The organism is Paenibacillus sp. FSL H7-0737, from assembly GCF_000758545.1.
Lineage (GTDB): Bacteria > Bacillota > Bacilli > Paenibacillales > Paenibacillaceae > Paenibacillus_AQ.
In genome coordinates, this window is the sequence record NZ_CP009279.1 from 4845625 (window position 1) to 4869083 (window position 23459).

Consider the following 23459-nt stretch of genomic DNA (forward strand, 5'->3'; position numbering starts at 1 on the left):
TACAGCCGTTTCGAAAGTTCATAATTAGTGATCACGTGCCATTAAGTAATCTGCAATTTCCAGCAGGCGCTGGCTGTCATGAAAACCACCGTTCAGAACAGCATTTCGGGCTGTTTCTGTAAGCTGCTTCACTTCTTCTCGCGATGCTTCGAGACCGATAAAATAAGGATAGGTTACTTTATGCTGCTTAACATCACTGCCTGTTTTTTTGCCAAGTTTACCTTCGTCTCCAACCAAATCTAGAATGTCATCTTGGATTTGAAAAGCGAGTCCAATGGCTGTTCCAAATTTATGCAAAGCCTCAAGCTGCTGCTCGTTAGCACCTGCAATACGACCGCCAGCTAGTAGCGAAAAGATAATCAAATCTCCTGTCTTATGCAGATGAATGTACTTTAGCTGTGCAAGATCGGTTAGACCCTGCTCGCCTTCCATATCTGCAATCTGACCGCCAACCATACCACGAGGGCCTGCCATTTCCGCCAAATCCTCCACGATGGATAGTACACTTTCCGCAGGGACGCCAAATTTACGTGAGGCTTGTACCACACTGTAGAAAGCATGGGTCAGAAGGGCATCACCCGCAAGAATAGCGGTCGCTTCGCCAAAGACTTTATGATTCGTCAGCTTCCCGCGCCGATAATCATCATTATCCATGGCAGGCAAATCATCATGAACTAACGAGTAGGTATGTACCATCTCTATAGCAGCAGCGACAGGCAGGGCAGCCTCTCGATTTCCTCCTAGTGCTTCACATGCGATAATCACCAGCAGTGGCCGGAGGCGTTTGCCCCCAGCCATAAGTGAATACTTCATGGCTTGCTGCAAATTCTCTGGAACCATCCATTGTGTGGGGAGAATAACCTCTAGTTCATGTGAGACTAGATCGCTTAAGGACGCGATGTAATCCTCCAGTGGCTGACGCACTGTTTCTCCTTCAGAGCTTCTCTCAAGCTCATGCTCAAAGCGAGTCATCGGCGTCCCCTTCCAGACGTGCACCAAACGGCTTCTTACGCAGTTCTCCGTCCTCTAGGGTAATCATTTCGATCTTACGCTCTACCTGCTCAAGCTTGCTGCCGCAAAGCTGAGATAACTTCATACCTTGCTGAAATAAATCGATGGCCTTCTCCAGGGGAACGTCGCCGTGTTCAAGCTCACGTACGATTTCCTCCAGCCGGTCCATGGCGCCTTCAAAATCAAGTTCCGCTTCCTTCGTCATCGTCTTTGCCATCCTCCTTCATTCCCCATACCTGGCAGTTCAGCTGTCCGTCATTCATCTTTATCACTACAAGATCGCCAAGCTGTACTTCGGTCAGCGATTTGATTAAATGTTCTTCTGCTTCGTCATAGACTAAGCTGTAGCCTCTCGACATAACTTTAAGAGGGCTCAGTGCATCCAGATGACGAATCTCCGCTACATAGCGAGCTCGCTTCTCCTGCAGGCGGGCCTGCATAGCACCCATCAGCTCACGGCGCATGCTTTCGGTGCGCTGACGCGCAGCGGCAACACTGCCGTGCGGATGGAACCGCTGCAGACTATGATGCAGCACAGCTTTGCGCTCGCGGGAACGGCTGAGCCGTGCATCCGCTGAGCGCTGGAGCCGCTCACGCAGCTGATCCAGCCGCTGCGTGTGCTGCATCAGCGAGCGGCGCGGGCCTGCCAGCGCCAGCGAGCGTTCCAGCCCCGCGTGACGCTCGCGTCCGCGCTGGGCGCGTCTTTGCAGCGCTTGGCGCAGCCGCTGCTGCTGCTGGCGTAGCTGCGCAGCTAGCTCGCCGGCGTGTGGCACGGCCAGCTCCGCGGCCGCTGTGGGCGTAGCCGCGCGGAGGTCGGCGGCGAAATCGGCAATCGTGAAATCGGTCTCGTGGCCAACGGCCGAGATGACCGGAATCCTTGATGCCGATATCGCTCGCGCGACTTCCTCCTCGTTAAACGCCCACAGCTCCTCGAGCGAACCGCCGCCGCGGCCGACGATAAGCACGTCGGCCTCCCCCATCCGGTTCAGCGCTCCAATCGCCTTCACGATCGATGGCGCGGCGCCTTTGCCTTGCACCAGTACGGGATAGATTACAATAGCCACCTGCGGGAACCGCCGCTGGAGAGTAATCACGATATCCCGCACAGCTGCACCTGTTGGCGAAGTAATCACGCCAATGCACTTTGGAAAGCGAGGCAAAGGGCGTTTACGCGCTTCTGCAAACAGCCCCTCTTGCTCAAGCTTGCTCTTCAGCTGCTCATAGGCTAAATATAGACTACCAATTCCATCTGGCTGCATGTGTGTGGCATAGAACTGGTATTGCCCGTCCCGTTCATATACGGTCACATTACCTCTAGCAATTACCCGAGCACCTTCCTTCGGAATAAAGGGCAGGCGCTGGTTATGAGAAGCAAACATAATCGCCTTGATCCGACTGCTCTCATCCTTTAGCGTGAAATACATATGACCGCTACCATGATGCGTAAAGTTGGAAATCTCTCCGCGAATCCATACATCCGAAAGTAAATTATCCGAGTCTAGCTTCATGCGGATGTAACGGTTGAGTTCTTTTATCGAATAGACCTGCCGCTCTGCCGCCATGAATTCCTACCCCTATTCCAAGCCGTGACGGCGTTTAGCCGCAATCAGCGTATTGCTCATCAGCATTGTAATCGTCATCGGTCCAACCCCACCCGGAACAGGTGTGATGTATCCGGCAACTTCTTTTGCACTATCATAATCAACGTCACCCGCAAGCTTACCGTTATCCAAACGGTTCATACCCACATCAATGACAACAGCACCCGGTTTCACGTACGAAGCGTCAATGAAATTCGCGCGTCCGATCGCAACAACCAGAATATCTGCTTGACGGCTAATTTCTTGCATATTAGCTGTACGGGAATGGCACATCGTCACAGTAGCATTCTCACGTTGCAATAACAAAGACACTGGCTTACCTACAATATTACTGCGGCCAATGACCACAGCATGTTTACCAGCCATTCCTGTTCCTGTACGTTTGATTAGTTCAATTACACCTGCAGGTGTACAAGGAAGCAGACTGTCAGCACCAATCACTAGGTTACCTACATTTACAGGGTGGAAGCCGTCAACGTCTTTCTCCACGGAGATCGCATCAATAACAGCTTTTTCCTCAATATGCTTAGGCAATGGAAGTTGAACTAGAATCCCATCAATATCATCGCGTCCATTAAGCTGCGCTACGAGAGCCAGCAATTCTTCTTGAGTAGTAGACTCATCCAGTTTATGCACTTCCGAATGGAAACCAAGGCTGATACAAGATTTTTCCTTGTTGCGAACATAAACTTGTGATCCTGGATCTTCACCTACTAGAATTACTGCCAGACCGGGCTTCACGCCACGTTTCGCCAGTTCAGCAACCTCCTGGGCAATACCAATACGAATTTCCTCAGATACTTGTTTACCACTGATGATTGCTGCTGTCATGATAGTCTCTCCCCTTTTATATACTTTACTATTGTACAAGCATAAACGCCTTCGGCGTCCTTATGTGGACGGTAAGCGTTTATGCGAGAAATATAAAACATAAAGAATAGGTGAATAACTTATACTTGCTTATATTTTTTTAAAATTAAGAATGGTCAGCTTTAATTGTATCTATCTCCTGGATCATCTTACCAAGCACACCGTTTACAAACTTACCGGAATCATCCGTTCCAAAATGCTTGGCCAAATCTATAGCCTCATTCACAGCAACCTTAGCCGGAACATCATTCGCGAACACCATTTCATACGCCGCAAGACGTAAAATTTGACGATCCACACGTGACAGACGGCTCATTTGCCAGCCTTTCAAGTAATGCTCAAGCATATCGTCAATTGCAACCTTGTGCTCCCACACACCGTTTACATGCTCCACCACATAGTGCTTAAGCTGAATTTCGTCCGTAATTACACGCTCTGTTTCATTCTCCTCTGAAGCTTCCTCCAGCAGCATTTCCACAGCTTCCGCGCTCTCTACATCGTTCATTTCCATCTGATACAGGCTTTGGACAATAATCTCTCTCGCTATACGTCTTTTCATGTGTTCCTCCTAAAATCTTATATCGCATTAACATCTTTACTCAAACTTCTATAACGTCGGGCAACCATAAATATAACTTCACACCTCAAGTGTGATAATAATTCAGACTTTAATGACATCGCCTATAATTATTTTAAGCCCAAATCCTTCGAATTCTATCCCTAATCCTTAGAGGATTATTGTCCGATGTCCATTAAAGATATCTTTCACAATTAAAAAAACCGCAAAGTCTTTCTTCCAGGGGCATTGGACAACACAAACTTACGGCTTCCTGCTCCGGGAAAAAGACTATCGCGGTTCACTTGAAGGGACGCCAGCGTCCGGATAGACGCGTAATCAGCTCCTGCCACTGAAACAGGGGAGCCTCTGCGTTATCCTTTCTTTTGCCGAACGTATATCCGATGAACACTACCAGTGCAAAGAACAACATATCCCAAAAACCGCAAATTAAATATATCAAACCTAGACCAATGCCGAAAGTCACTCCGGCGATTCTACCCCCGTGACTTTCCCATACTTCTTTCCAAGACATAAGGGAAATTCACCTCTATTCCACTCGACTTTTGAAGCTTGGAGACTGCGTGAGGTTAGCAATGTATACAGACACATCAGCAACCGGAATACCGGTTGTCTCCTGCACAAAATCATGCACCTGACGTTGCACTTCTGTGGTTAGTAGCGGCAATGAATGTTCACCATCCACTACTGCGCGAATTGTAATTTCAAGGCCCGCCTGAGAAACGCGAATACGCGATTTGAGATCTCTGATTCCCTTCACTTTACCGGCAGCCTTCAGACTCAGATTCTCAATGGTCTCCACTGAAATCTGAATATCCCCATACTCTGTACGCTGATCAACAGAAGGTAAAGAAGCGCGATCACGACGCAAAGAGATATAGAAAAATCGGATGCTCAGAAGGAACAAGACAACTGCTACTACAATTGCAGTAATATAAGCTGCTGGTCCATTCTCAATCTCCAAAGTTTTAGGAATAGCACCGCTCAAGAGGAGGATGGCAATAACAGATAATATTCCGATACTTAAGCTGTAGACAAACAGCAAAAGTCTGTCCAAAATTTTTGCCACGAGTCTCATAACCTCCTTAAATTAGAGTAAACCCTCGACTTTACTGTCGGGGGTTTATGGAAGAACGACGACTGTTATTTCACGCGAAGAACCGTTTCAGCTTCCTCGTTCTTGTCTACAGTGTTGTTGTTCTTGAATTGTACATCATGAATATGCACATTCACTTCCACAACAGTCAGACCAGTCATAGTCTCGATGGAACGCTTAACATTACGCTGAATTTCAGCAGCCACTTCAGGAAGACGGTTACCATATTCAATGATTACAGAAACATCCACTGCAGCTTCGCGTTGTCCAACCTCTACTTTAACTCCTTTAGACAAGTTCTTACGTCCGAGAAGCTCAACAATACCACCGGCGAAACCACCGCTCATGCCAGCTACACCTTTAACCTCAACGGTCGCTAAACCTGCGATCACCTCGATCACTTCAGGAGCAATCTGGATCTCACCGATTTCTGTCCGTTCGTATTCTGTCGGCAATGTACTCATTTTAGACTTCACACCTTTCAACAAAGATTCTCATAAATTCAAGCGTAAAGCACGTCTCTTATTAAACATACTATATCATTTGACGAACTTTATGACAAACAAAGCGAAGTCGTCCTAAATTTCATACTCTTCCAGAAACTTGATGTCAAAATTACCATCCAGAAATACAGGATGCTCCAACAGTTTCTGATGGAAAGGGATCGTAGTATGGATTCCCTCCACGGCAAATTCAGCCAAGGCACGCTTCATCTTTGCAATCGCTTCCTGACGTGTGGGTGCCCATACAATCAGCTTTGCAATCATAGAATCATAGAAAGGGGAAATCGTATACCCAGGGTACGCCGCGCTGTCTACACGAACACCGAGACCTCCAGGCGGCAAATAAAAGCCGATTTTACCTGGTGAAGGCATAAAATTACGTTCTGGATCTTCCGCATTGATACGGCATTCAATCGACCAGCCATTAATCACGATATCTTCCTGTGTAAATGACAAAGGATTTCCTTCTGCAACCGAAATCATTTCCTTGATCAAATCCACACCCGTAACCATTTCCGTTACCGGATGCTCTACCTGAATACGAGTATTCATCTCCATGAAGTAGAACTGTCCATCCGGTCCAAGCAAGAATTCAAGCGTTCCCGCTCCCGAATAATTCACAGCGAGTGCTGCACGAACTGCTGCATTCCCCATCGCTTCACGGATATCCGGTGTAAGTACAGAACAAGGTGCCTCTTCAATCAGCTTTTGGCGACGACGCTGTACGGAACAGTCGCGTTCACCTAAATGCACTACATTACCATGCTTATCTGCAATAATTTGAATTTCTACGTGCTTCATACCTGTAAGGTACTTTTCCAAATATACACCAGCGTTGCCGAACGCCTTCTGCGCTTCCTGTTGTGCAGCAGTAATCTGCTTCACCAATGATTCCTCGTCCTCAGCAATCCGAATGCCCTTACCCCCGCCACCTGCGGTAGCCTTAATGATAATCGGGTATCCGATATCACGACCCAGCATGACGGCTTCCTCAACATCACCTACAAGGCCATCTGAGCCCGGGATGATCGGAACTCCAGCCAGCTTCATGGTTTCCTTCGCCACAGCTTTATCACCCATACGGTTGATTGCATCTGGAGATGGCCCAATGAAGATAATATTGCAAGATTCACAAATCTCTGCAAAATCTGCATTCTCAGCTAAAAATCCATAACCAGGATGGATGGCATCACATTCTGTTAAGGTGGCTACACTCATAATATTTGTAAAGTTCAGATAGCTGTCCTTGGACGGCATCGGACCGATGCAGTAAGCTTCATCAGCCAACCGGACATGCAGTGAATCCCGGTCGGGTTCCGAATAGACCGCGACGGTGGAAATGCCCAGTTCTCGGCAGGCCCTAATAATGCGGACCGCGATTTCGCCGCGGTTGGCAATCAACACTTTTTGAATGTTCATGCGTTTCCTCCCAAAGTTTTGCGAAGCTTCCGCTCCATAAGTAATCTGCGGTATTTATTCCGGTTTAACCAAGAATAGTGGTTGACCGTATTCTACAAGCTGACCATTCTCGGCCAGTACGGACACGATTTCACCTTTAATCTCCGCTTCCAGCTCATTCATCAGCTTCATCGCTTCGATAATGCATACCGTTGTTTTCTCACCAACACGGTCTCCAACATTAACAAACGATGGCATTTCCGGAGAAGCGGCACTATAAAATGTTCCCACCATTGGAGATACAATTTTATGTAGTTTGCCTTCTGCGACGGCTTGTGGCTGCTGCGCTGGAGGAACCTCACTGATTACTGGATAGGACACTTGCTGCACGCTCTGCGGCTGCGGGGCAGGCGTAAAGGGATAGGCATTATAAGGAGTCGCCTGTACTGCTGTTCCATCAGCTTCAGGGCGATCCGGTTTGCGAATTGCAAGCTTCATTCCTTCGCTTTCGATCTCCAACTCATGTACAGAGGAGGTCTGGTCCAGCAATTTAATTAATTCCTTAATTTCGCTCAACTTGAACATACATTAGTTCACTCCTTCAGCTTTCTCTCGAAGCCACTTCTTAAGCGGACAAGATAACTTTATGTATTATATCATAAACGCTAGAAATGGAAAGAGCCCGGGAGAACCCGAGCTCTTTCGTCATTTTTCCTATAATTTCACGTCTTATTATTTCTCGGAAACGTATTGAACACTAACTTTATCCTGAGACACACTCAGTTCCTTCATTACGAGATCAACGATGCTAACCGCTTGTTTTACATCCAGCTTGTCACTCAGGACGACTACTTTATAGCTGTCCCCAGCTTCTTCCTTCACGATGGCTTCCCCATATTTTTGTTGAAGCTGTTCTTCGATGCCCGTAATTTTAGATTCTTTTTCTTCAAGGTTAAGGAGCTGTTCTTGAGCAACTGCGTTATCAGCAGGCGTCTTCTCCATATCGTTAATCAAAGCCAGTAAGTCTTGTTGGCTCTTTAGATTCTTTTGCTCACGTTCATACAGGTAGTTAGTGAACATGCTGCTCGCCGATACACTTTGTGAAGCTACTTCATCCAGGATTTCTTTATCATTCTTAGCAGGGGTTTTGGATGTTGTAGTAGCCGCTGTATCCTTAGCTGCCGTATCCTTAGTTACTGTATCCTTAGCTGCTGTGTCCTTAGTTGCTGTGTCAGAAGTTTTACTGGAGTCTTTTGCAGCAGTGTCCGTAGAAGCTTTCTCAGAGTTACCGCTGTCTGCTGCTTTACTGCTATCATCCTTAACCGCTGTAGTTGCACTGTCATCAGTAGTTGCAGTGGCTGCACTATCGTCAGTGGCTGTAGTGCCGCTAGCGTTATCTACAACGCCTCCATCAGCAACAACATCTCCTTGATTGACAACTTCGTTCACAACGATGCCTTTGTCGCCAACCGTTGGTAATGCTGCGTTTGCTGTATCTTTTTTCAAGGAGTCTACCTGCATAGTTCCTGCTGTGTCTTTTGGAACCGATGCACCTGAATCTTCAGTAAATAAATAGTATGCCGAGAGTACAACCATCAAACTGAGCATAGAAACCAACCATATTGTTTGTCTTTTGCCGTTCATTCTTAATTCCTCCTAAAATTTAATCTAGTGGCTGCTTCGGAAGCACTCACTTCTTGACTTTCTCCTGCTACTCTTGTTTGCGTGGTACTACTGAAATGCGCTGAATTGGGACATTCAAGCCTTTTTCGATAGCCTGCTCGATAAGTCCACGAACGACTTTGTTCTCTGCACCTTTGGCAACTACCAGTACGCCGCGTACCTGAGGCTTAATCCGCTTCGTCACAATAGGTGTTTCATCACCCGATTGCGAGTAGGTTACGATTTCGCCATCCCTCGTATATTGTGTCGTGTGACGTTTTCCACCACTGGCATCCGTCTCCTCACTAAGCTGCTGGGAGTCGTTCATATTTCGCACCACGACAATTTCTTCCGTGGATTCCACAGTGACCATGATATCAACGGTACCGACACCAACGATTTTCTCCAAAATCTCCTTCGTCCGGTTCTCCAGTGTCTGTTCAATACTCTCGAACGAGTTAGTAGCTCCAGGATCACTCTGTACCAGCGCCGTTTGGGAGGACTGATTCAGCGGTGGCTCACGCCCCGTATTCTCGTTATCAATCTTCTTCACATTGACGAAGGAATTAAACAGCATAATCGCTGCGCCCAGCAGACCCAGAATGATTAGCCAGCGGAAAGTATGACTTCTCTTCGGACTGCCAGCCCCACCCCCAGCCCATTGCTCCAGCTTTTTCAGCCAATTGCCCACTCCTATCCCTCCTAACATTGATAGTTTAGAAGCTACAGACTCATAACTTGACGTTATTCACAACGCCGCCATCCACTTGGATTACCTCGGGATCCAAATCCCATTTTTGTTCCAACATCTTTACGATGGACTCCGTTTCACTTGAAGTCGTGTTATTTTCTGTTACATTTCCGTTCACTGCTTTGGGCTCATCTGCAGAAGCTGATCCACTCTCTGGATTTGTACCGATCTTTACTTCTACAGGCTCTACAGGAGCGATTGCAATCGGCGGAGCAGCGGCTGCGCTGGAATTACCTGAAGCCCCTATGGAATTAGCTGTTGCTTGGGACATTGAGACCTTCACTGCAGAGATGACAGGAATATCTTCATTACCGGAGCCGCCGGATTTCCCCATGCCGAGCGTTACAGTGACATTAACCCCGCGTTTGCCGGTCTCGCTGATGATCTGCTCCCTCATTTGCTCAGCAACCTCTTCTGCGGCCAGCTTTAGGCTTTGATCCTGTCGCCCTTGTGCAAGCTTTTGACCATCTGCCAGAATCTTTTCCAAAGAGGGATCTCCACTTCCCCCTCCTGTGAATAAGCCTCCCTCTTTCTCCTGACGCCCCATGGCTATACTCAGCTCGGCTATTGCATCACCTTTAAGGAGAGAAACGATCGGGCTAAGCATGGTAAGCAAGATCAGGAGGCTCAGCACCAGCCTTGCATAACGCTCCATGGATTTGCTTGGGAGCAGTAATTCAACGAATGATGCTAGCAGCACGACAAGTATGATCTCTCGTAGCCAATCGCCCAACCAGCTCATCGTTTCCCTCCTAAAAGTTTTGTTAGCATAGCCTTCAGAGAATTTCTTCGTACAAAACTAGCTTCGTAAGCACCCGCTAAGTTTTGTTAGCATAACCTTCAAGCTCACCTCATCATGACGGTTAAATTGCCAGCGGTTAGCATGATCGTGACGGCCATAAAAAACATTAACGATACAGCTGCCAAAGCAGCGAATACGTACACCATGCTTTTTCCGATGGTCTGGAGGCAGACCACAATCGGCGTCTCTCCTAATGGCTGCATTACAGCAGCAGCTACATTGTAGATCAGAGCAAGCACCAGAATTTTGATCGCCGGAAAAGCGCAAAGGAACAAAATGATGATCACTCCGGATAGCCCAATAGCGTTCTTCACCAGGAGTGAAGCTGAGATCACTGTGTCTGTTGCATCTGCGAACATTTTTCCGATGACCGGAACAAAGTTGCCTGTAATATATTTAGCGGCCCGGATCGTAACACCATCTGTCACTGAACTCGTAATTCCCCTGACTGAAATCACACCGAGGAACACAGTGAGCAGTACTCCTAGTAATCCAGCTCCGATATTTCTTAGCAGATTCGCCAACTGGGTCAGCTTGTATTTCTCCGACAATGCACTTACGAGATGCAGCACCGCCGAGAAGAATAATAGTGGAAAGACAATGGTGTGGATCAGTGTGCCAACGGTATGAATCATAAAAACAATTAGTGGATGTGTGACCGAGACGGTAACAATGTTCCCCATGGAAGCTAGTAACGCGAACAGTAGCGGAATCATGGCCATCATAAAATCAATCATCCGGTCGATAGCATCCTTCGCATAACCTATAGCGATATTGAAGCTGTTCACGGCAATAACGAGCACTACCATATAACAGAGCGTATAAGCCACCTTGCTGACCGTTTTTCGCTCAAAAGCGGTTTGTAGCGTCTCCAGTATCATGCTGAGCACACTGACCATGACAATCGTGACCAGCAGCCTTCCGTTGTACAACACCTCATGCCACATAAATCCAAGAAGCCCAGATAATACACCTTGTAAGCTGAGTCCCTTATCCCCTGGAAGCAGCATGTCCATAAGTGATGGTGTTGCCCCGTCTGGAAAAAAACCTCCGTAATCCTTCATCAGTTGATCCCAGTACGACTCCACCTTATCTGTTGGCAGATTGTTCACCTGACCCTTGACCCACTGGTCTACTGGGGAGGAGTTCCCCGATCCAGGTGCTGGAGTTGCTGGAGAAGCTATGGCCACCTGAGCTGTACCTGCAAACCATAGAATGAAGAAGCATGGGAGCAGCAGCAGTATTATTTTTAATTTTGGAGGACGAAAAACACTGCACTTTTGCATAACTTCTCCTCCCTAATCGTTGCTTAGCTTCCTTCAATTGCTTTAAGCAGGTAGCAGCTTCATGACCGTTTCAATAATGATGCTGATAATGGGTACAGCTAGTACCATAATGAGGACTTTTCCAGCGAGCTCTATTTTGGAAGCAATCGATTCCTGCCCTGCATCACGCACAATCTGTGCTCCAAATTCAGCGATATATGAAATTCCGATGATTTTGAACACGGTCTTCAAATAGATCATTTCCATCCCCGATGACTCTGCCACCCGCTCCAGTGTGGAAAGTATCATTCCAATCTTGCCGATTAGAAACAGGAAGATCAGAATCCCTGTGGCAGTAGCGAGGAGAAAGGCAAACATCGGTTTTTGTTCCTTCAGCACGAGAATCAATATGGTCGATATCAGCCCTATTCCAACAACTTGAATGATCTCCATAGCACGCCTATTGAAAAAGAAAGATCGTTTTTATTTCCTGCAACAGTCCGTCCAGCATTCGAATAACCATAAATAGCACAACGACGAACCCGATTACGGTAACCCAATGTGCGAAATCTTCTTTTCCCATCTGTTTAAGCACCGTGTGTATCATGGCGATAATTATGCCAATGCCGGCAATTTGAAAAATCGCATTGACTTCAATATTCATTCCTGGCACCTCGCTAAAAGATCAAAATGACGATCAATGCTCCAAGCAGCAGACCCAGGCTTTTACTCAATTTTTCATATTTGCCTTGATCCTCTCTGGCCACCGACTCCTCCTGCTTCAATTGCTGCAATGCTAACGCGATATGAGTGCTCTGATTGGACCTATCGCTTGTACCGAGAGTACAACTGAGCTGGCGGAGAATCTCTTTTTCTGTCCCCTTCAATGCGGTAGACTTCCAATGCGAGTCCATAGCCCTCTGAATGGCATCCTGGGCACTTCGATCATGGGGTGGGCTCATCTCCTCAGCTGTTTTAATAAACAACGTTTTGAGCGGTTCCTTAGACTGAATCCCAATGCGCCGCATAGCTTCAGGCAATGGGGTAAAGCCGTACATAATTTCTGTTTCCAGCCGCTGTAGCGCTGCTATCAAGCCTCTGATATGTCTTGGCCTGTCTGCATATTGTTTTGCAAATTGGAGCCCTGCTAACGTACCAGCCAGCACAATCAGAACGGCACCGAATAGCTTAAGCATGTAAATCACCACCTAATCGATCCCCGGGTGAGATAAGAAGTAATCCGCGTTTCTGTCCATCCAGAACACGAAAGGAGAGTCCTGCTTCTGAGCGATGCAGAATGACGTATCTTTCGAACATCTTTTGTTCCAATAGCCCGCCAAGCCCGGGTCTACGAGCCAGTTCTATTACTTCTTTACCGTGAGCCGAAGCAACGACTGATATTCCAGCATGCAGCGCTTCAGTGACTGCTTCAGCGTCTTCAGGACGACCAATCTCATCAGCGATCAATACATCCGGTGACAAGGAACGAATCATCATCATCATGCCTTCAGCTTTGGGACAGCCGTCGAGGATATCTGTGCGCGGACCAACATCAAAGGCGGGAATCCCGCGTCTGCTTCCGGCAATTTCAGAACGTTCATCGACAATCCCCACCTTCATACCGGGTCTTCCGCCTTCACGTTTCCCCAAATCTCCTAAGGAGATTTGTCTTGCGATATCGCGAAGAAGTGTTGTCTTCCCATGCTGTGGAGGCGAGAGGATCAAGGTGTGCATCATACGCTGCCCCCCCTTGTCCAGCAGATAAGGTAGCACTTTATCCGCGACTCCGGGAACCTCTCGGGCTATGCGGACATTGAAGCTTGTAATATCGCGTAGATGCTCCACACCACCACCACTCAGCACCGTCCGACCAGCAAGTCCTATTCGATGGCCGCCAGGAATCGTAATAAATCCCTTTCTCAGCTCTTCTTCCATCGTATATAGTGAATGGTTGCTGATAAGATCTAGCAGTCTATGAGTGTCCTCCCGATCCGGCCTATAGGCTTCTTCCGGCCTTTGCGTTACGCTGCCATTTGCTCTAAGAAAGTGATATTTACCTGAATAGTTAATCTCCAGCGGACGACCTTCACGGACCCGAATCTCTTCCACCATTCCAAGTAGCGGAAGGGGAAGGCACTTTAATAGTGCTCTTACTTTTTCAGGAAACAATTGCAACCAATCATCTGCCATACAAAGTACCCCCAAGTTGTCCTCTATCTAATTGCTTTATTCCATATTTATGCTTGTACGCGCTCAATATGCCTATCATCTATCATTTTTTTAGAATCCCGATTAAGAGAAAGGCTACACCGCAACCGACCCAGCCCAGTTTGCTCCAGGACAACTGCTGAGCCATCCCTGTAAGTCCGATCGCTGTCGTCAATATCAAGATCGTCGGGCCTACCAAAGCTAGTCCAGAATTGACTGCAAGCGCCTTGTCTACCTGATTCAACCGCAGCATAATCAGTGCAGCTATAATCTCCGCACTACCCGAGAACAGCCGAAGAGTCGCCATCCAGCTTACATACTTGTCCAATCCACTCCACTCCTAACTTTTACTATTTCACACAGAATGATATTCAGGGCTTGTTTGTCCTTCTCTTATCCATGGATATGCGATAATTACTCACTTTAGACAAGGAGAAATGACAGAATTGCAAGTCCAACTGTGAAAGAGTTCATAGTACACACCTATATAAATAAATATAATCAGTACGATAAAATTATTTTTTACGAACACTTCCATCTGTGGTATCCTTGTTAATTGGAAATATAGTGGGTTTATATTTTCAAAAAGAGCAGACTATAAAGACATAAGAAAAAGAGGGGATTTGTGTCATGCAAGTTCGAAGTTACGGGTTACCGCAAAACATGCGGACCGTAGTCAGACCACTCAAGGAAGTAGCTATCATTATTTTTTCAGCCTTTTTAATTGCAAGCGGGATGCGATTGTTTCTAATTCCTCATCAGCTTCTGAGCGGTGGGGTAGCAGGGGTGGCTTCGGTCGTCGGTTATTTAACGGATCCGAAGTACATTTCTAAGCTTTATTTTGTAATAAACCTTCCTTTAATTGTCTGGGGATTTATTGCAGTGGGGAAAAAATACATCTTACTAAGCTTGCTTTCCGTCGTGGCCACCACCTGGTTCATTACCATTATTCCTGAGGTGCAAATGACCAAGGACCCCATTCTTGCAAGTATTTTCGGCGGAGTAATTATTGCTGGGGGCGTTGGTTTTTCTCTCCGTACTGGGGGCTCTTCTGGGGGATTTGATATATTAGGCTCGATTATTTCACGTAAACGGGATATTCCCATGGGGAATATCATGTTCTTAATGGATGGATTAGTTATTCTGAGTTTAGGCTTCTTTAAAAGCTGGGATTCCGCCTTATACGCTATGCTCTGTATTTTTGTAAAGAGTAGAGTAGTCGATATGATCCATATTCGCCATGTGAAGCTGACCTGCTTTATCGTTACCAAAGAACGGGAGATGATGTTGACCCGTCTCAGAGAGTTACCTCATGGCATCACTGTCGTCAATGCAGAGGGTGGATACAGTCATGAGGGAAATACCATGCTAATGACTGTAACGACTCGGTATGAACTTGCAAATCTGCGGAGAACTATTCTTGAGGCAGACCCAAGCTCCTTCGTCAATGTTGTGGAGACTGTAGAGATTCAGGGCCGGTTCAAACGATTAGGATAAATTCAGGGACCTACCTCCCTTGCTGTTATATAAATGAAAAGGGATGCCCGCAGCCATTTGGCTGTAAGGCATCCCTCTTTGTTTACTCAGCAGCTCTTATCGGCGATCTTTAGGACCTCCGACAAAAGCCTGCTCTGTTGTATCGAGATTGTAGGCGGTATGAAGCGCCTGTATGATTGATGGCAAATTGCCTGATTCAATAACGCAAGATACTTTGATCTCAGAAGTGCTGACCATCTTGATGCTAACACCCTCTTGGGAGAGTACATCAAACATTTGAGCCGCTACCCCTGGATGGCTGACCATACCAGCACCAACGATGGATACCTTCACCAGGTTATCCTCGGAGGTAACTTCACGATAAGGCAAAGTTTTATGAATTTCTTTAATAACTTCCTTCGCCCGATCCAGCTCATCAAGAGAAACTGTAAATGAGAAGTCAGCCTGCTCATTCTGTACACCACTTTGTACGATGATATCTACGTTAACGCCCTCTTCAGCAAGCTTGCCGAAGACCTGAGCGAGTACACCTGGTACATCAGGAACTCCAAGAATACTGACACGTGCTACATTCTTATCAAATGCAATACCACTAACTACGATTCCCTGCTCCATGCTTGTTTCCTCCTTCACAACAGTACCTTCATTATGATTAAAGCTCGATCTAACGACCAGCTTAACTTGATGACGCTTAGCGTACTCCACTGCACGTGGATGTAATACAGCTGCTCCCAGATTGGCAAGCTCCAGCATTTCATCGTAAGAGATTTCCTTCAGCTTACGTGCCGTCTTCACGATACGTGGGTCTGTGGAGTAAATACCATCTACATCGGTATAGATCTCGCATACATCTGCTTGAATAGCAGCAGCCAATGCTACGGCTGTAGTGTCCGAACCACCGCGGCCTAATGTGGTGATCTCACCGTCCACAGTCATTCCCTGAAAGCCTGCAACGATCACGATCTGTTCACGCTCCAAAGACGCTAATACACGACGCGGGTCAATTTCATTGATACGAGCTCTGCCGTGAGTTTCGTCTGTTCGGAATCCAGCCTGCCATCCTGTATAAGAAACTGCATTCCGCCCGATCCCATGCAGGGCAATGGACAATAGAGCGACGGAGATTTGTTCACCTGTCGTCATCAACATATCCATTTCACGTGCGGGCGGCTGCCCGTTTAGTTGCTTCGCCGTATCGATCAAATCATCTGTTGTATCCCCCATTGCAGATACAACCACAACGCAGCGATGACCCTCATCTTGCTTGTCTGCGATGCGCTTGGCGACGCGTTTCATTCGTTCAGTGTCGCCGACGGAGCTGCCTCCGAATTTCATAACATAAAGTGACAAAGTCCCATTCACTCCCCATATCGGTCTATGTAGTTGCTTCTAATCGGTTTCCCGCTTTAAATCAGTATAATACGAAAACAGTGCCTTGCGTTAATGGTTTCATAAAAAATTTATTAAATTTCCCCGCTGTGAAAAAAAAAGATAAGGTCAGCATCTGCCCTTCAGCTGTGCTTATTTTACTCAACTTCCAGTATTTTAATGTAGGTTTCCATAGCATCTTTATCCGTTACTGTTCATAAAAAAACCTCCACCGTATAAACGGGGAGGCTCTTCTGGTAATATCCAGGTTATTGTTCTGTTTCCTACGCGCGGGAGATATATTTACCTTCACGAGTATCAACCAGCAAGATGTCTTCCTCGTTGATGAACAATGGAACCTGAACACTATGTCCGGTTTCAAGCTTGGCCGATTTCGTAGCACCTTGAGCCGTGTTACCTTTAACGCCAGGCTCAGTTTCAACAACCTTCAACTCTACGCTGGTAGGAAGGTTGATCCCAAGAATCTCACCTTTGTAACTAACGATGTTTACAGTCATGTTCTCTTTAAGGAAATTCAATTCCCATTCCAATTGCTTTTCGGACAATTCGAATTGGTCATAAGTTTCGTTATCCATAAATACATGGTCCGATCCGCTTGCATACAGATATTGTACACCACGGTTTTCGATAATAGCACGGCCAATCGTTTCACCTGCACGGAATGTACGCTCTACTGTATTACCGTTACGCAAGTTCTTAAGCTTGGAACGAACAAAAGCTGCGCCTTTACCTGGCTTAACGTGTTGGAAATCAATAACGGTAAAAATATCTCCCTCTACCTCTACGGTCAAACCTGTTTTAAAATCATTTACTGAAATCACTAAAAATCCCTCCAAAATTTATAATTAATCTAATAATCCCGCTTACTTACAGTACTGTATATTCTTTAGACGAATGGGTCAGCAACGATATTCCGCTCTCCGTGATCACAATGTCGTCTTCAATACGTACTCCGCCAATTCCCGGCAAATAGATACCCGGCTCCACAGTTACGACCATCCCCGGCTGCATAATATCGTCACTAAGTTTGGACAAACGCGGCCACTCATGAACTTCCATTCCAAGTCCATGACCTGTGCTGTGTCCAAAATGTTCGCCATATCCGTAACTAGCAATGATATCACGCGCCAAGGCATCACATTCCCGTCCAGTCATACCCGGCATGATATGTGCTAAAGTATATAGCTGAGCTTCCAGCACAATATCATAGATCTCTTTCAGCTTCGGATCCGGTGCTCCGAGTGCGATGGTTCTTGTCACATCTGAGCAATAGCCATCAAGTAATGCACCGAAATCAAGGGTAATGAATTCATTGCCTTGAATTACACGGCTGCTTGCTACGCCGTGTGGCATGGACGAACGTTCGCCTGAAGCAACAATCGTATCAAACGATGAAGAAGTTGCACCATGGGTACGCATATAAAATTCCATTTCCAAATCAACATCGCGCTCAGTCATGCCCGGCTTGATCACGTTCAGAATATGACTGAATGTAGCATCGGCCAGATCTGCTGCACGTTGCATAACGGCAAGCTCTTCCTCATCCTTGAACATACGAAGGTCTTCCACAGCTTTGGAAATTGGAACTAACACTGCCGGCTTAAGTGCTTCTGCATATGAGGTGTACGCACTGAATGAAACATCATCCTGTTCGAAACCGATACGCACCTCTTTACCAGAAGGCAAAAGCTCGCGAACGGTATCAATGAACTTAGTTGCATGTTCTACAACTTTAACCCCCATTGCTTGGTCCGCGGCCTGTGTCATATACCTGAAGTCAGTCAGCAGATAACAATCATCACTTGTCACCAGTACATAACCGGACGATCCGGTAAATCCACTTAAATAGCGGCGGTTATAACCGCTAGTTATCAACATTGCATCCAATCCTTGATCCTGCAAAACCTTACGCAGCTTGGAGACACGCTTGTTACCCATTTTCATTCTCCTCTCGAAATAGCCACATTGTATTTTAACATAGGGATATCCCCTTGAGAAGTTTTTTCGCGCCGTTAGGCAAGCGCTGTACTTTGCTCACGCTTCCGTTCGTCCGTATACTCGATCGCTGCTGTATATCCAATGAACATTCCCCATAGTAAAAAAATACAGAACTCACTAATGACCGTGTTCCACGGCAGCTTGAATGGGGGCTGCATAAGAAACATCTGAGAACCAGGAATAAATATTACCGACCACCATAAAATGCCGTAGACTAGCCCTGGCCAAGGTCCCTTCAGCTTGCGCAGAAGCAATACATACAGCATGGAGGCGATCACCGAAAATACAATAAACATCATATAGCCCACGAAATGTCCTAACGCAGTTGATAAAAACTCATGTCTGAAAAAAGGCTCTGCGATAAAGCCAGGACTGACTTTGGTAAAACTGAACCAATAGGCAAGCCAATGAAGCCCTCCCCAAATCAATCCTGAAAAAAAACCTAACTCAAGCGCAAAAAGCCAAATATTTGTATGCCCCGATTTTTGTTGATGAGATTTACTCATGAAATTGCCTCGCTTTCTTTATTTTCAATGCCGATTTATCTCTCGCTCTCTCTTGAAGATAGTATGTACAGCAAAAGGCGATCCAACTAGTAATGTCTACAAAAATTAGTTACAATGTATTATATAAATCATATTAAATACGAGAAGGTGAATTGGTTGTCCCAGGAAACTCCCAGTTACGGCGGCCAAGCCGTCATTGAAGGTGTCATGTTCGGCGGTAAGCATATCAATGTAACAGCCGTGCGACGCAAGAATCAGGAAATCACATTTTTAGAAGTACCCAAAAGCGATAAGAGCTGGGTCACGAAACTGCGCAAGATTCCGCTGCTTCGCGGCCTTGTCAGTATTATAGATGCCAGCGCTAAAGGCTCTAAGCACTTGAACTATTCAGCCGAGTCCTACGCTGAAGATGAATTGGAACCGGAAGATCTCGAGAAGGAAAAAGCGAAGCCGAAGAAAAAGGATGAGGGCTGGAGCCTTGGAATGATTTTTGGCGTTGCTGTAATGGGTATTCTCTCCTTCTTGTTCGGAAAGCTCATTTTTACGCTTGTTCCGGTATTTGTAGAGGATTTTTTATTTAAAAATGTATTTGATAACTACGTATTGCACAACCTCATAGAAGGCGGCATCAAAATGATTCTCTTGCTGGTCTATTTATGGGCGATTTCTCAAACACCTGTGATCAAGCGCCTATTCCAGTATCACGGTGCCGAACATAAAGTCATCAGCGCTTTTGAAGCAGGCGAAGAACTGACTGTTCAGAACGTTCAGAAATACAGCCGTCTGCATTACCGCTGTGGAAGTAGCTTTATGATGCTGACGATTATCCTTGGAGTGATCATATACTCCGTAGTCCCATGGGATAATCTTTGGGAACGAGTGATCCAGCGGATTATCTTGTTGCCAGTCGTAATTGGTGTATCGTTCGAAGTTCTAAAGGGAACCAATGCGGTAAGAGAAGTACCAGGCCTTAAATATCTGGGTTACCCTGGATTGTGGCTGCAACTCCTTACAACCAAAGAGCCAAAAGACGATCAGGTAGAAGTATCTATTGCCTCTTTCAACCGTATGCGTGAGCTTGATGCGGAGATTGAAGCAAGAGGATATTCGGAGGCAAGTGTGTCAGGCGGCATATTGGATCCTGCGAAAGGATGAGTGATCTATGATCAGGCATGCTTTAATTTTTTGGATTACGGTTACGCTTGCGATATTCGGTTTTGTGATTGGAGTCTTAACTGAGCCTTTCTTTACACTGTCGAAGCTGATTCTCCCCTTAGTACTGTTAGCAATCATTTATTATGCTTACAAAAAAATGGGGCCAGGCAAATATGCTCGTAGCAGCAGTGGGTCTAAGGTTAAAGTGAAGCCTTCCCAGAAGACCATGTCAAAGGTAGCAGGAATTCGCAAGACTCAAGCTGCACCAGGCAAACGCAAAAGCTATCCTTTCCAAGTGATCGAAGGAAGTAAAGGGAAAAATGACGATCAGCTTCCGAAATATCACTAACTTCATAAAAACTCCAAAAAGCATCTCCACGTTTTTATTAACGTGCGGGATGCTTTTTTCTCATATGGATACCCCGCTCGTTATCTTGGTCGCCACTCCTTAAAGAAATCTTCTCCTGCTTTAAGTCCAGCAGCATACATTTCATCGCTTTGCGCTTTTGTAATTTCAAATTGAGTCGTCCCAATCCCAAGCGTAGGAATTTTTACCGTACGAACAAATTTATCCCCTTCAATAAACTTCTCATCATGAGCAGAGAGCATGGTGGTTACCATAGCTTGGAGCATACTGAATGGCCCTCTAATTTTATGCGGCTGTGGATCGGTCTTACCTACCGTTTGATAACCTACCGTAGGAATTCTGCTCCCAAGTTGTTTGCTCCCATTATTCTTGCTGTCAAATAGCCACAAAGGAAAATTACTCAAGAGCCCACCATCTACAACATACACAAACTGCTCGGCAAAGGATTTCCCTCTTGCTGCCTGCCCGTTTAGTCTTAACATCACAGGATCAAAAAAATAAGGAATGCTGCAGCTCATTCGCACTGCCTTGGCCACTTCAAAATGCTCCGGAGAGATCCCATACTGCTCCAAGCCATCTGGCAAGACCAATATCCTTCCATTTGTGATATCGGATGCGATGATAGATAATTTACCGGCAGGCAGATCACGGAAGGTGATGATCCCCTTTTTCAGTAATAATGCTCTTATCCAGGACTCCAAGGCTTCTCCAGAATATAATCCTTTCTTCAATAACACTCGCAGCGCAGGACCAACGATAGCCGTATTATAAATGGGACCTCGCTTCAGAAACGATGAAAAGGATGTTCCTTGGATTATCCGACACATTTCCTCCCCTTCATAGCCCGCTGCTAGTAAAGTGGCTACAATCGAACCTGAGGAGGTTCCTGCTACCCTTTTAAAAGTCCAGCCTGCCCTTTCTGTAGCTTCAACTGCTCCCGCAAGAGAAATCCCCTTTACGCCTCCTCCTTCAAATACTGCGTTAATCTCCATACACAAAAATCCCCCGTTTCCCATAGATTCTATTGCTTATCTATGAGCACAGGGGAACATTCATGACTCCTTATGAATAACAGCTAAACTATTAGGATTTAAAATAAAAGGTCAGTAAGCTCGACAATCCGAACGGATTGCGGACTACGACGTCATTCGCTCTAAACATAATACTACCTGCAACCTCTTCGTACTTCTCATTATATTTGAGCTGATTAATAATTTGATCTCCACTTTGCCATTCAGCCTTTTGATCACTGGCTCCGACCTTATAACCAGCTAACCCGATGTAGAGTTTAACATTCGTATTCTCGACTTCTTTTACCCACCAATCTACTAACTTGTCATAACGAGCTGTGCTAAAGGACAAACTCCAATAAATTTGCGGAGCGACATAATCAATCCAGCCCTGCTTAATCCATGTCCGAACATCCGCATACATGCTGTCATAAGCAGATACCCCTGCAGTCGTGTCCGAACCTGTACTATCATTTTTAATATTTCGCCATACTCCAAAAGGACTGATTCCATAAGAAGCCTTTGGCTTCACCTTATGAATCTGTTCTCCCAACTGACGGACAAATTCATTAATATTATCTCGGCGCCAATCAGCTTTAGAAAGCTTTTTCGTATTATAGGTAGAATAAGCAGCATCATCGGCAAAAGTAACATTTGAAGGATAAAAGTAATCATCCAAATGGACACCATCGATATCGTAACCTTTAACCACTTCCATCACCGTGTCGATGATATGTTGGCGAGCCTCCGGAATACCTGGATTAATGTATTTCTTACCATCGGCATTCACAATCCATTCTGGATGTGCTTTTGCCACATGGTTACTTGCTAACGCTGAGGTGGAAGCATCCGTCGTTGCACGGAATGGGTTGAACCAAGCATGAAACTGCATGCCGCGGGAATGCGCAGCACCGACCATATAGCTTAGAGGATCATATCCCGGATTCTTCCCTTGTGTACCCGTCAATACCTTAGACCAAGGAACTAAAGTCGATGGATACAGACTATCTGCTGAAGGTCTAACCTGAACAAATACAGCATTAAAGCCAACAGCCTTTAGCTTGTCTAACAAATTATCAAACTCCTGCTTTTGTTTCGCTTCATTTCCTGCCGAAGACGTTGAAGGCCAGTCCAGGTTGAATACGGTAGAGATCCAAGCCCCCTTCATCTCCTTACCAGTCGATCCACCAGGGATAGTCGGTAACGTCGGCACTGTTGGTGTCGTAGGTGTCGTTGGTGTTTCTGGATCGACAGATTGTGGTGGTTCAGTGTTGGAGATCAAGGAAATATGCTTATTAACCTGATCCCATAACACCTGCAGTCCCAATTGCTCACTTACAAAACGAATGGGTACCATTACCCGCCCCTGCTTAATCTGCACGGATGTATCCAGCGCTACCGAAGTATCGTTTACCCATGCGTTTTTCAGGCCACTGGTCAGCTTGAGAACCGTATCTCCTTGAGTGATCGTTACAGTCTTACTATTTTGATTCCATACTACGCCGGCATTTAATCCTTTACTGATCACACTTATTGGCACCATCGTTACATTAGACGTTGTGATATACGGAGGCACATCACTAATCAGCGCCTCTCCATCCAGTTCAATCGTAATTTGCACCGCTGCCGCGCGTGCACCAGGAGACCATAAAGGCAGAAACAACATAAGTACTAACAAGCTCAACATCCATTTACGATAATTCATAATTCCTCCCCAAATCTAAAAAATATGTATCCAAAAAATAAGAAAAAACGGATAAATCCTTCAAGCAGATGAGAGAATGCCTCCTTCT

28 protein-coding genes are annotated in these 23459 nt (G+C 46.1%); 3 read left to right on the top strand and 25 right to left on the bottom strand.

What is annotated here, in order from left to right:
• Positions 1–24 precede the first annotated feature (24 nt).
• The 19 genes from H70737_RS21280 to H70737_RS21370 all read right to left on the bottom strand — a co-directional run bounded on the left by H70737_RS21280 (position 25) and on the right by H70737_RS21370 (position 14072).
• Positions 25–972 (bottom strand): polyprenyl synthetase family protein, encoded by a 948-nt coding sequence (locus H70737_RS21280; RefSeq protein WP_042190447.1) that lies wholly within the window; start codon positions 970–972, stop codon positions 25–27.
• Positions 959–1216 carry an exodeoxyribonuclease VII small subunit gene (gene xseB, locus H70737_RS21285; protein WP_042129807.1) on the bottom strand — a complete coding sequence of 86 codons (258 nt, stop codon included), beginning with the start codon at positions 1214–1216 and terminating at the stop codon, positions 959–961. The genes H70737_RS21280 and xseB overlap by 14 nt, the downstream gene beginning before the upstream one ends.
• Positions 1194–2573: an exodeoxyribonuclease VII large subunit gene (gene xseA, locus H70737_RS21290; protein WP_042190449.1), complete on the bottom strand. Its 1380-nt coding sequence runs from the start codon at positions 2571–2573 to the stop codon at positions 1194–1196. The genes xseB and xseA overlap by 23 nt, the downstream gene beginning before the upstream one ends.
• Before the next feature lie 12 nt (positions 2574–2585).
• Positions 2586–3443 (bottom strand): bifunctional methylenetetrahydrofolate dehydrogenase/methenyltetrahydrofolate cyclohydrolase FolD, encoded by an 858-nt coding sequence (gene folD, locus H70737_RS21295; protein WP_042129810.1) that lies wholly within the window; start codon positions 3441–3443, stop codon positions 2586–2588.
• A gap of 145 nt (positions 3444–3588) precedes the next feature.
• A complete protein-coding gene (nusB, locus tag H70737_RS21300) occupies positions 3589–4041 on the bottom strand; it encodes a transcription antitermination factor NusB (protein WP_042190451.1) in 453 nt (150 codons plus the stop codon).
• Positions 4042–4339: 298 nt separating this feature from the next.
• Positions 4340–4573: a DUF2273 domain-containing protein gene (locus H70737_RS21305; protein ID WP_042190453.1), complete on the bottom strand. Its 234-nt coding sequence runs from the start codon at positions 4571–4573 to the stop codon at positions 4340–4342.
• A gap of 15 nt (positions 4574–4588) precedes the next feature.
• Positions 4589–5128 (bottom strand): alkaline shock response membrane anchor protein AmaP, encoded by a 540-nt coding sequence (gene amaP, locus H70737_RS21310; RefSeq protein ID WP_042129814.1) that lies wholly within the window; start codon positions 5126–5128, stop codon positions 4589–4591.
• A 74-nt stretch (positions 5129–5202) separates the two neighbouring features.
• Positions 5203–5619, bottom strand: a complete 417-nt coding sequence (locus tag H70737_RS21315) for an Asp23/Gls24 family envelope stress response protein (protein ID WP_042132343.1) — start codon at positions 5617–5619, stop codon at positions 5203–5205.
• Between the two features lie 114 nt (positions 5620–5733).
• A complete protein-coding gene (gene accC, locus H70737_RS21320; protein ID WP_042190455.1) occupies positions 5734–7077 on the bottom strand; it encodes an acetyl-CoA carboxylase biotin carboxylase subunit in 1344 nt (447 codons plus the stop codon).
• 54 nt (positions 7078–7131) lie between these two features.
• A complete protein-coding gene (gene accB / locus H70737_RS21325) occupies positions 7132–7641 on the bottom strand; it encodes an acetyl-CoA carboxylase biotin carboxyl carrier protein (RefSeq protein WP_042190457.1) in 510 nt (169 codons plus the stop codon).
• A gap of 147 nt (positions 7642–7788) precedes the next feature.
• Positions 7789–8700, bottom strand: coding sequence for a SpoIIIAH-like family protein (locus tag H70737_RS21330; protein ID WP_042190460.1), 912 nt, complete (start codon positions 8698–8700; stop codon positions 7789–7791).
• Between the two features lie 67 nt (positions 8701–8767).
• Positions 8768–9409 carry a stage III sporulation protein AG gene (gene spoIIIAG, locus H70737_RS21335; protein WP_042190462.1) on the bottom strand — a complete coding sequence of 214 codons (642 nt, stop codon included), beginning with the start codon at positions 9407–9409 and terminating at the stop codon, positions 8768–8770.
• Positions 9410–9449: 40 nt separating this feature from the next.
• Positions 9450–10211, bottom strand: coding sequence for a stage III sporulation protein AF (gene spoIIIAF, locus H70737_RS21340; protein WP_052404383.1), 762 nt, complete (start codon positions 10209–10211; stop codon positions 9450–9452).
• A gap of 104 nt (positions 10212–10315) precedes the next feature.
• Entirely contained in the window at positions 10316–11557 is a 1242-nt protein-coding gene (gene spoIIIAE, locus H70737_RS21345; RefSeq protein ID WP_042190464.1) for a stage III sporulation protein AE, read from the bottom strand.
• Between the two features lie 42 nt (positions 11558–11599).
• Positions 11600–11989, bottom strand: a complete 390-nt coding sequence (gene spoIIIAD / locus H70737_RS21350) for a stage III sporulation protein AD (protein ID WP_042129828.1) — start codon at positions 11987–11989, stop codon at positions 11600–11602.
• A gap of 7 nt (positions 11990–11996) precedes the next feature.
• A complete protein-coding gene (gene spoIIIAC / locus H70737_RS21355; protein WP_036682849.1) occupies positions 11997–12200 on the bottom strand; it encodes a stage III sporulation protein AC in 204 nt (67 codons plus the stop codon).
• A 13-nt stretch (positions 12201–12213) separates the two neighbouring features.
• Complete coding sequence (spoIIIAB, locus tag H70737_RS21360) at positions 12214–12732, bottom strand: stage III sporulation protein SpoIIIAB (RefSeq protein ID WP_042190466.1); 519 nt, start codon at positions 12730–12732, stop codon at positions 12214–12216.
• Positions 12725–13726: a stage III sporulation protein AA gene (spoIIIAA, locus tag H70737_RS21365; RefSeq protein ID WP_042190468.1), complete on the bottom strand. Its 1002-nt coding sequence runs from the start codon at positions 13724–13726 to the stop codon at positions 12725–12727. Before spoIIIAA ends, spoIIIAB begins: the two co-directional genes overlap by 8 nt.
• A gap of 82 nt (positions 13727–13808) precedes the next feature.
• Positions 13809–14072, bottom strand: a complete 264-nt coding sequence (locus tag H70737_RS21370; RefSeq protein WP_371915730.1) for a YqhV family protein — start codon at positions 14070–14072, stop codon at positions 13809–13811.
• Between the two features lie 302 nt (positions 14073–14374).
• On the opposite strand from H70737_RS21370, the gene H70737_RS21375 reads away from it, so the two are divergent.
• Complete coding sequence (locus tag H70737_RS21375; protein WP_081382878.1) at positions 14375–15241, top strand: YitT family protein; 867 nt, start codon at positions 14375–14377, stop codon at positions 15239–15241.
• Between the two features lie 96 nt (positions 15242–15337).
• On the opposite strand, the gene H70737_RS21380 is transcribed toward H70737_RS21375, so the two are convergent.
• The 4 genes from H70737_RS21380 to H70737_RS21395 form a co-directional block, all read right to left on the bottom strand.
• Positions 15338–16591, bottom strand: a complete 1254-nt coding sequence (locus tag H70737_RS21380; protein WP_042190470.1) for an aspartate kinase — start codon at positions 16589–16591, stop codon at positions 15338–15340.
• Positions 16592–16893: 302 nt separating this feature from the next.
• Complete coding sequence (gene efp / locus H70737_RS21385; RefSeq protein ID WP_042190473.1) at positions 16894–17451, bottom strand: elongation factor P; 558 nt, start codon at positions 17449–17451, stop codon at positions 16894–16896.
• 46 nt (positions 17452–17497) lie between these two features.
• Entirely contained in the window at positions 17498–18568 is a 1071-nt protein-coding gene (locus H70737_RS21390; RefSeq protein WP_042190475.1) for a M24 family metallopeptidase, read from the bottom strand.
• 74 nt (positions 18569–18642) lie between these two features.
• Positions 18643–19134, bottom strand: coding sequence for a YqhR family membrane protein (locus tag H70737_RS21395; protein WP_042190477.1), 492 nt, complete (start codon positions 19132–19134; stop codon positions 18643–18645).
• 207 nt (positions 19135–19341) lie between these two features.
• On the opposite strand from H70737_RS21395, the gene H70737_RS21400 reads away from it, so the two are divergent.
• Both H70737_RS21400 and H70737_RS21405 read left to right on the top strand, forming a co-directional pair.
• Entirely contained in the window at positions 19342–20289 is a 948-nt protein-coding gene (locus tag H70737_RS21400) for a DUF1385 domain-containing protein (RefSeq protein ID WP_442950260.1), read from the top strand.
• Positions 20290–20296: 7 nt separating this feature from the next.
• On the top strand, positions 20297–20638 hold the full coding sequence (locus tag H70737_RS21405) for a hypothetical protein (protein ID WP_042190481.1): 342 nt from the start codon (positions 20297–20299) through the stop codon (positions 20636–20638).
• 80 nt (positions 20639–20718) lie between these two features.
• Here H70737_RS21405 and H70737_RS21410 read toward each other — a convergent pair whose 3' ends face one another.
• Both H70737_RS21410 and H70737_RS21415 read right to left on the bottom strand, forming a co-directional pair.
• The gene (locus H70737_RS21410) at positions 20719–21648 is read right to left on the bottom strand and encodes a patatin-like phospholipase family protein (RefSeq protein ID WP_042190483.1); all 930 of its coding nucleotides are present in this window, start codon (positions 21646–21648) and stop codon (positions 20719–20721) included.
• A 91-nt stretch (positions 21649–21739) separates the two neighbouring features.
• Positions 21740–23371: a family 10 glycosylhydrolase gene (locus H70737_RS21415; protein WP_042190485.1), complete on the bottom strand. Its 1632-nt coding sequence runs from the start codon at positions 23369–23371 to the stop codon at positions 21740–21742.
• Between the last annotated feature and the right edge of the window lie 88 nt (positions 23372–23459).

What these genes read in the sequence shown, in the direction of transcription:
- H70737_RS21280 (WP_042190447.1), bottom strand. Translation starts at nt 972, where the DNA reads ATGACTCGCTTTGAGCATGAGCTTGAGAGAAGCTCTGAAGGAGAAACA.
- xseB (WP_042129807.1), bottom strand. Translation starts at nt 1,216, where the DNA reads ATGACGAAGGAAGCGGAACTTGATTTTGAAGGCGCCATGGACCGGCTG.
- xseA (WP_042190449.1), bottom strand. Translation starts at nt 2,573, where the DNA reads ATGGCGGCAGAGCGGCAGGTCTATTCGATAAAAGAACTCAACCGTTAC.
- folD (WP_042129810.1), bottom strand. Translation starts at nt 3,443, where the DNA reads ATGACAGCAGCAATCATCAGTGGTAAACAAGTATCTGAGGAAATTCGT.
- nusB (WP_042190451.1), bottom strand. Translation starts at nt 4,041, where the DNA reads ATGAAAAGACGTATAGCGAGAGAGATTATTGTCCAAAGCCTGTATCAG.
- H70737_RS21305 (WP_042190453.1), bottom strand. Translation starts at nt 4,573, where the DNA reads ATGTCTTGGAAAGAAGTATGGGAAAGTCACGGGGGTAGAATCGCCGGA.
- H70737_RS21315 (WP_042132343.1), bottom strand. Translation starts at nt 5,619, where the DNA reads ATGAGTACATTGCCGACAGAATACGAACGGACAGAAATCGGTGAGATC.
- accC (WP_042190455.1), bottom strand. Translation starts at nt 7,077, where the DNA reads ATGAACATTCAAAAAGTGTTGATTGCCAACCGCGGCGAAATCGCGGTC.
- accB (WP_042190457.1), bottom strand. Translation starts at nt 7,641, where the DNA reads ATGTTCAAGTTGAGCGAAATTAAGGAATTAATTAAATTGCTGGACCAG.
- H70737_RS21330 (WP_042190460.1), bottom strand. Translation starts at nt 8,700, where the DNA reads ATGAACGGCAAAAGACAAACAATATGGTTGGTTTCTATGCTCAGTTTG.
- spoIIIAF (WP_052404383.1), bottom strand. Translation starts at nt 10,211, where the DNA reads ATGAGCTGGTTGGGCGATTGGCTACGAGAGATCATACTTGTCGTGCTG.
- spoIIIAE (WP_042190464.1), bottom strand. Translation starts at nt 11,557, where the DNA reads ATGCAAAAGTGCAGTGTTTTTCGTCCTCCAAAATTAAAAATAATACTG.
- spoIIIAD (WP_042129828.1), bottom strand. Translation starts at nt 11,989, where the DNA reads ATGGAGATCATTCAAGTTGTTGGAATAGGGCTGATATCGACCATATTG.
- spoIIIAC (WP_036682849.1), bottom strand. Translation starts at nt 12,200, where the DNA reads ATGAATATTGAAGTCAATGCGATTTTTCAAATTGCCGGCATTGGCATA.
- spoIIIAB (WP_042190466.1), bottom strand. Translation starts at nt 12,732, where the DNA reads ATGCTTAAGCTATTCGGTGCCGTTCTGATTGTGCTGGCTGGTACGTTA.
- spoIIIAA (WP_042190468.1), bottom strand. Translation starts at nt 13,726, where the DNA reads ATGGCAGATGATTGGTTGCAATTGTTTCCTGAAAAAGTAAGAGCACTA.
- H70737_RS21375 (WP_081382878.1), top strand. Translation starts at nt 14,375, where the DNA reads ATGCAAGTTCGAAGTTACGGGTTACCGCAAAACATGCGGACCGTAGTC.
- H70737_RS21390 (WP_042190475.1), bottom strand. Translation starts at nt 18,568, where the DNA reads ATGGGTAACAAGCGTGTCTCCAAGCTGCGTAAGGTTTTGCAGGATCAA.
- H70737_RS21395 (WP_042190477.1), bottom strand. Translation starts at nt 19,134, where the DNA reads ATGAGTAAATCTCATCAACAAAAATCGGGGCATACAAATATTTGGCTT.
- H70737_RS21400 (WP_442950260.1), top strand. Translation starts at nt 19,342, where the DNA reads ATGTTCGGCGGTAAGCATATCAATGTAACAGCCGTGCGACGCAAGAAT.
- H70737_RS21405 (WP_042190481.1), top strand. Translation starts at nt 20,297, where the DNA reads ATGATCAGGCATGCTTTAATTTTTTGGATTACGGTTACGCTTGCGATA.
- H70737_RS21410 (WP_042190483.1), bottom strand. Translation starts at nt 21,648, where the DNA reads ATGGAGATTAACGCAGTATTTGAAGGAGGAGGCGTAAAGGGGATTTCT.
- H70737_RS21415 (WP_042190485.1), bottom strand. Translation starts at nt 23,371, where the DNA reads ATGAATTATCGTAAATGGATGTTGAGCTTGTTAGTACTTATGTTGTTT.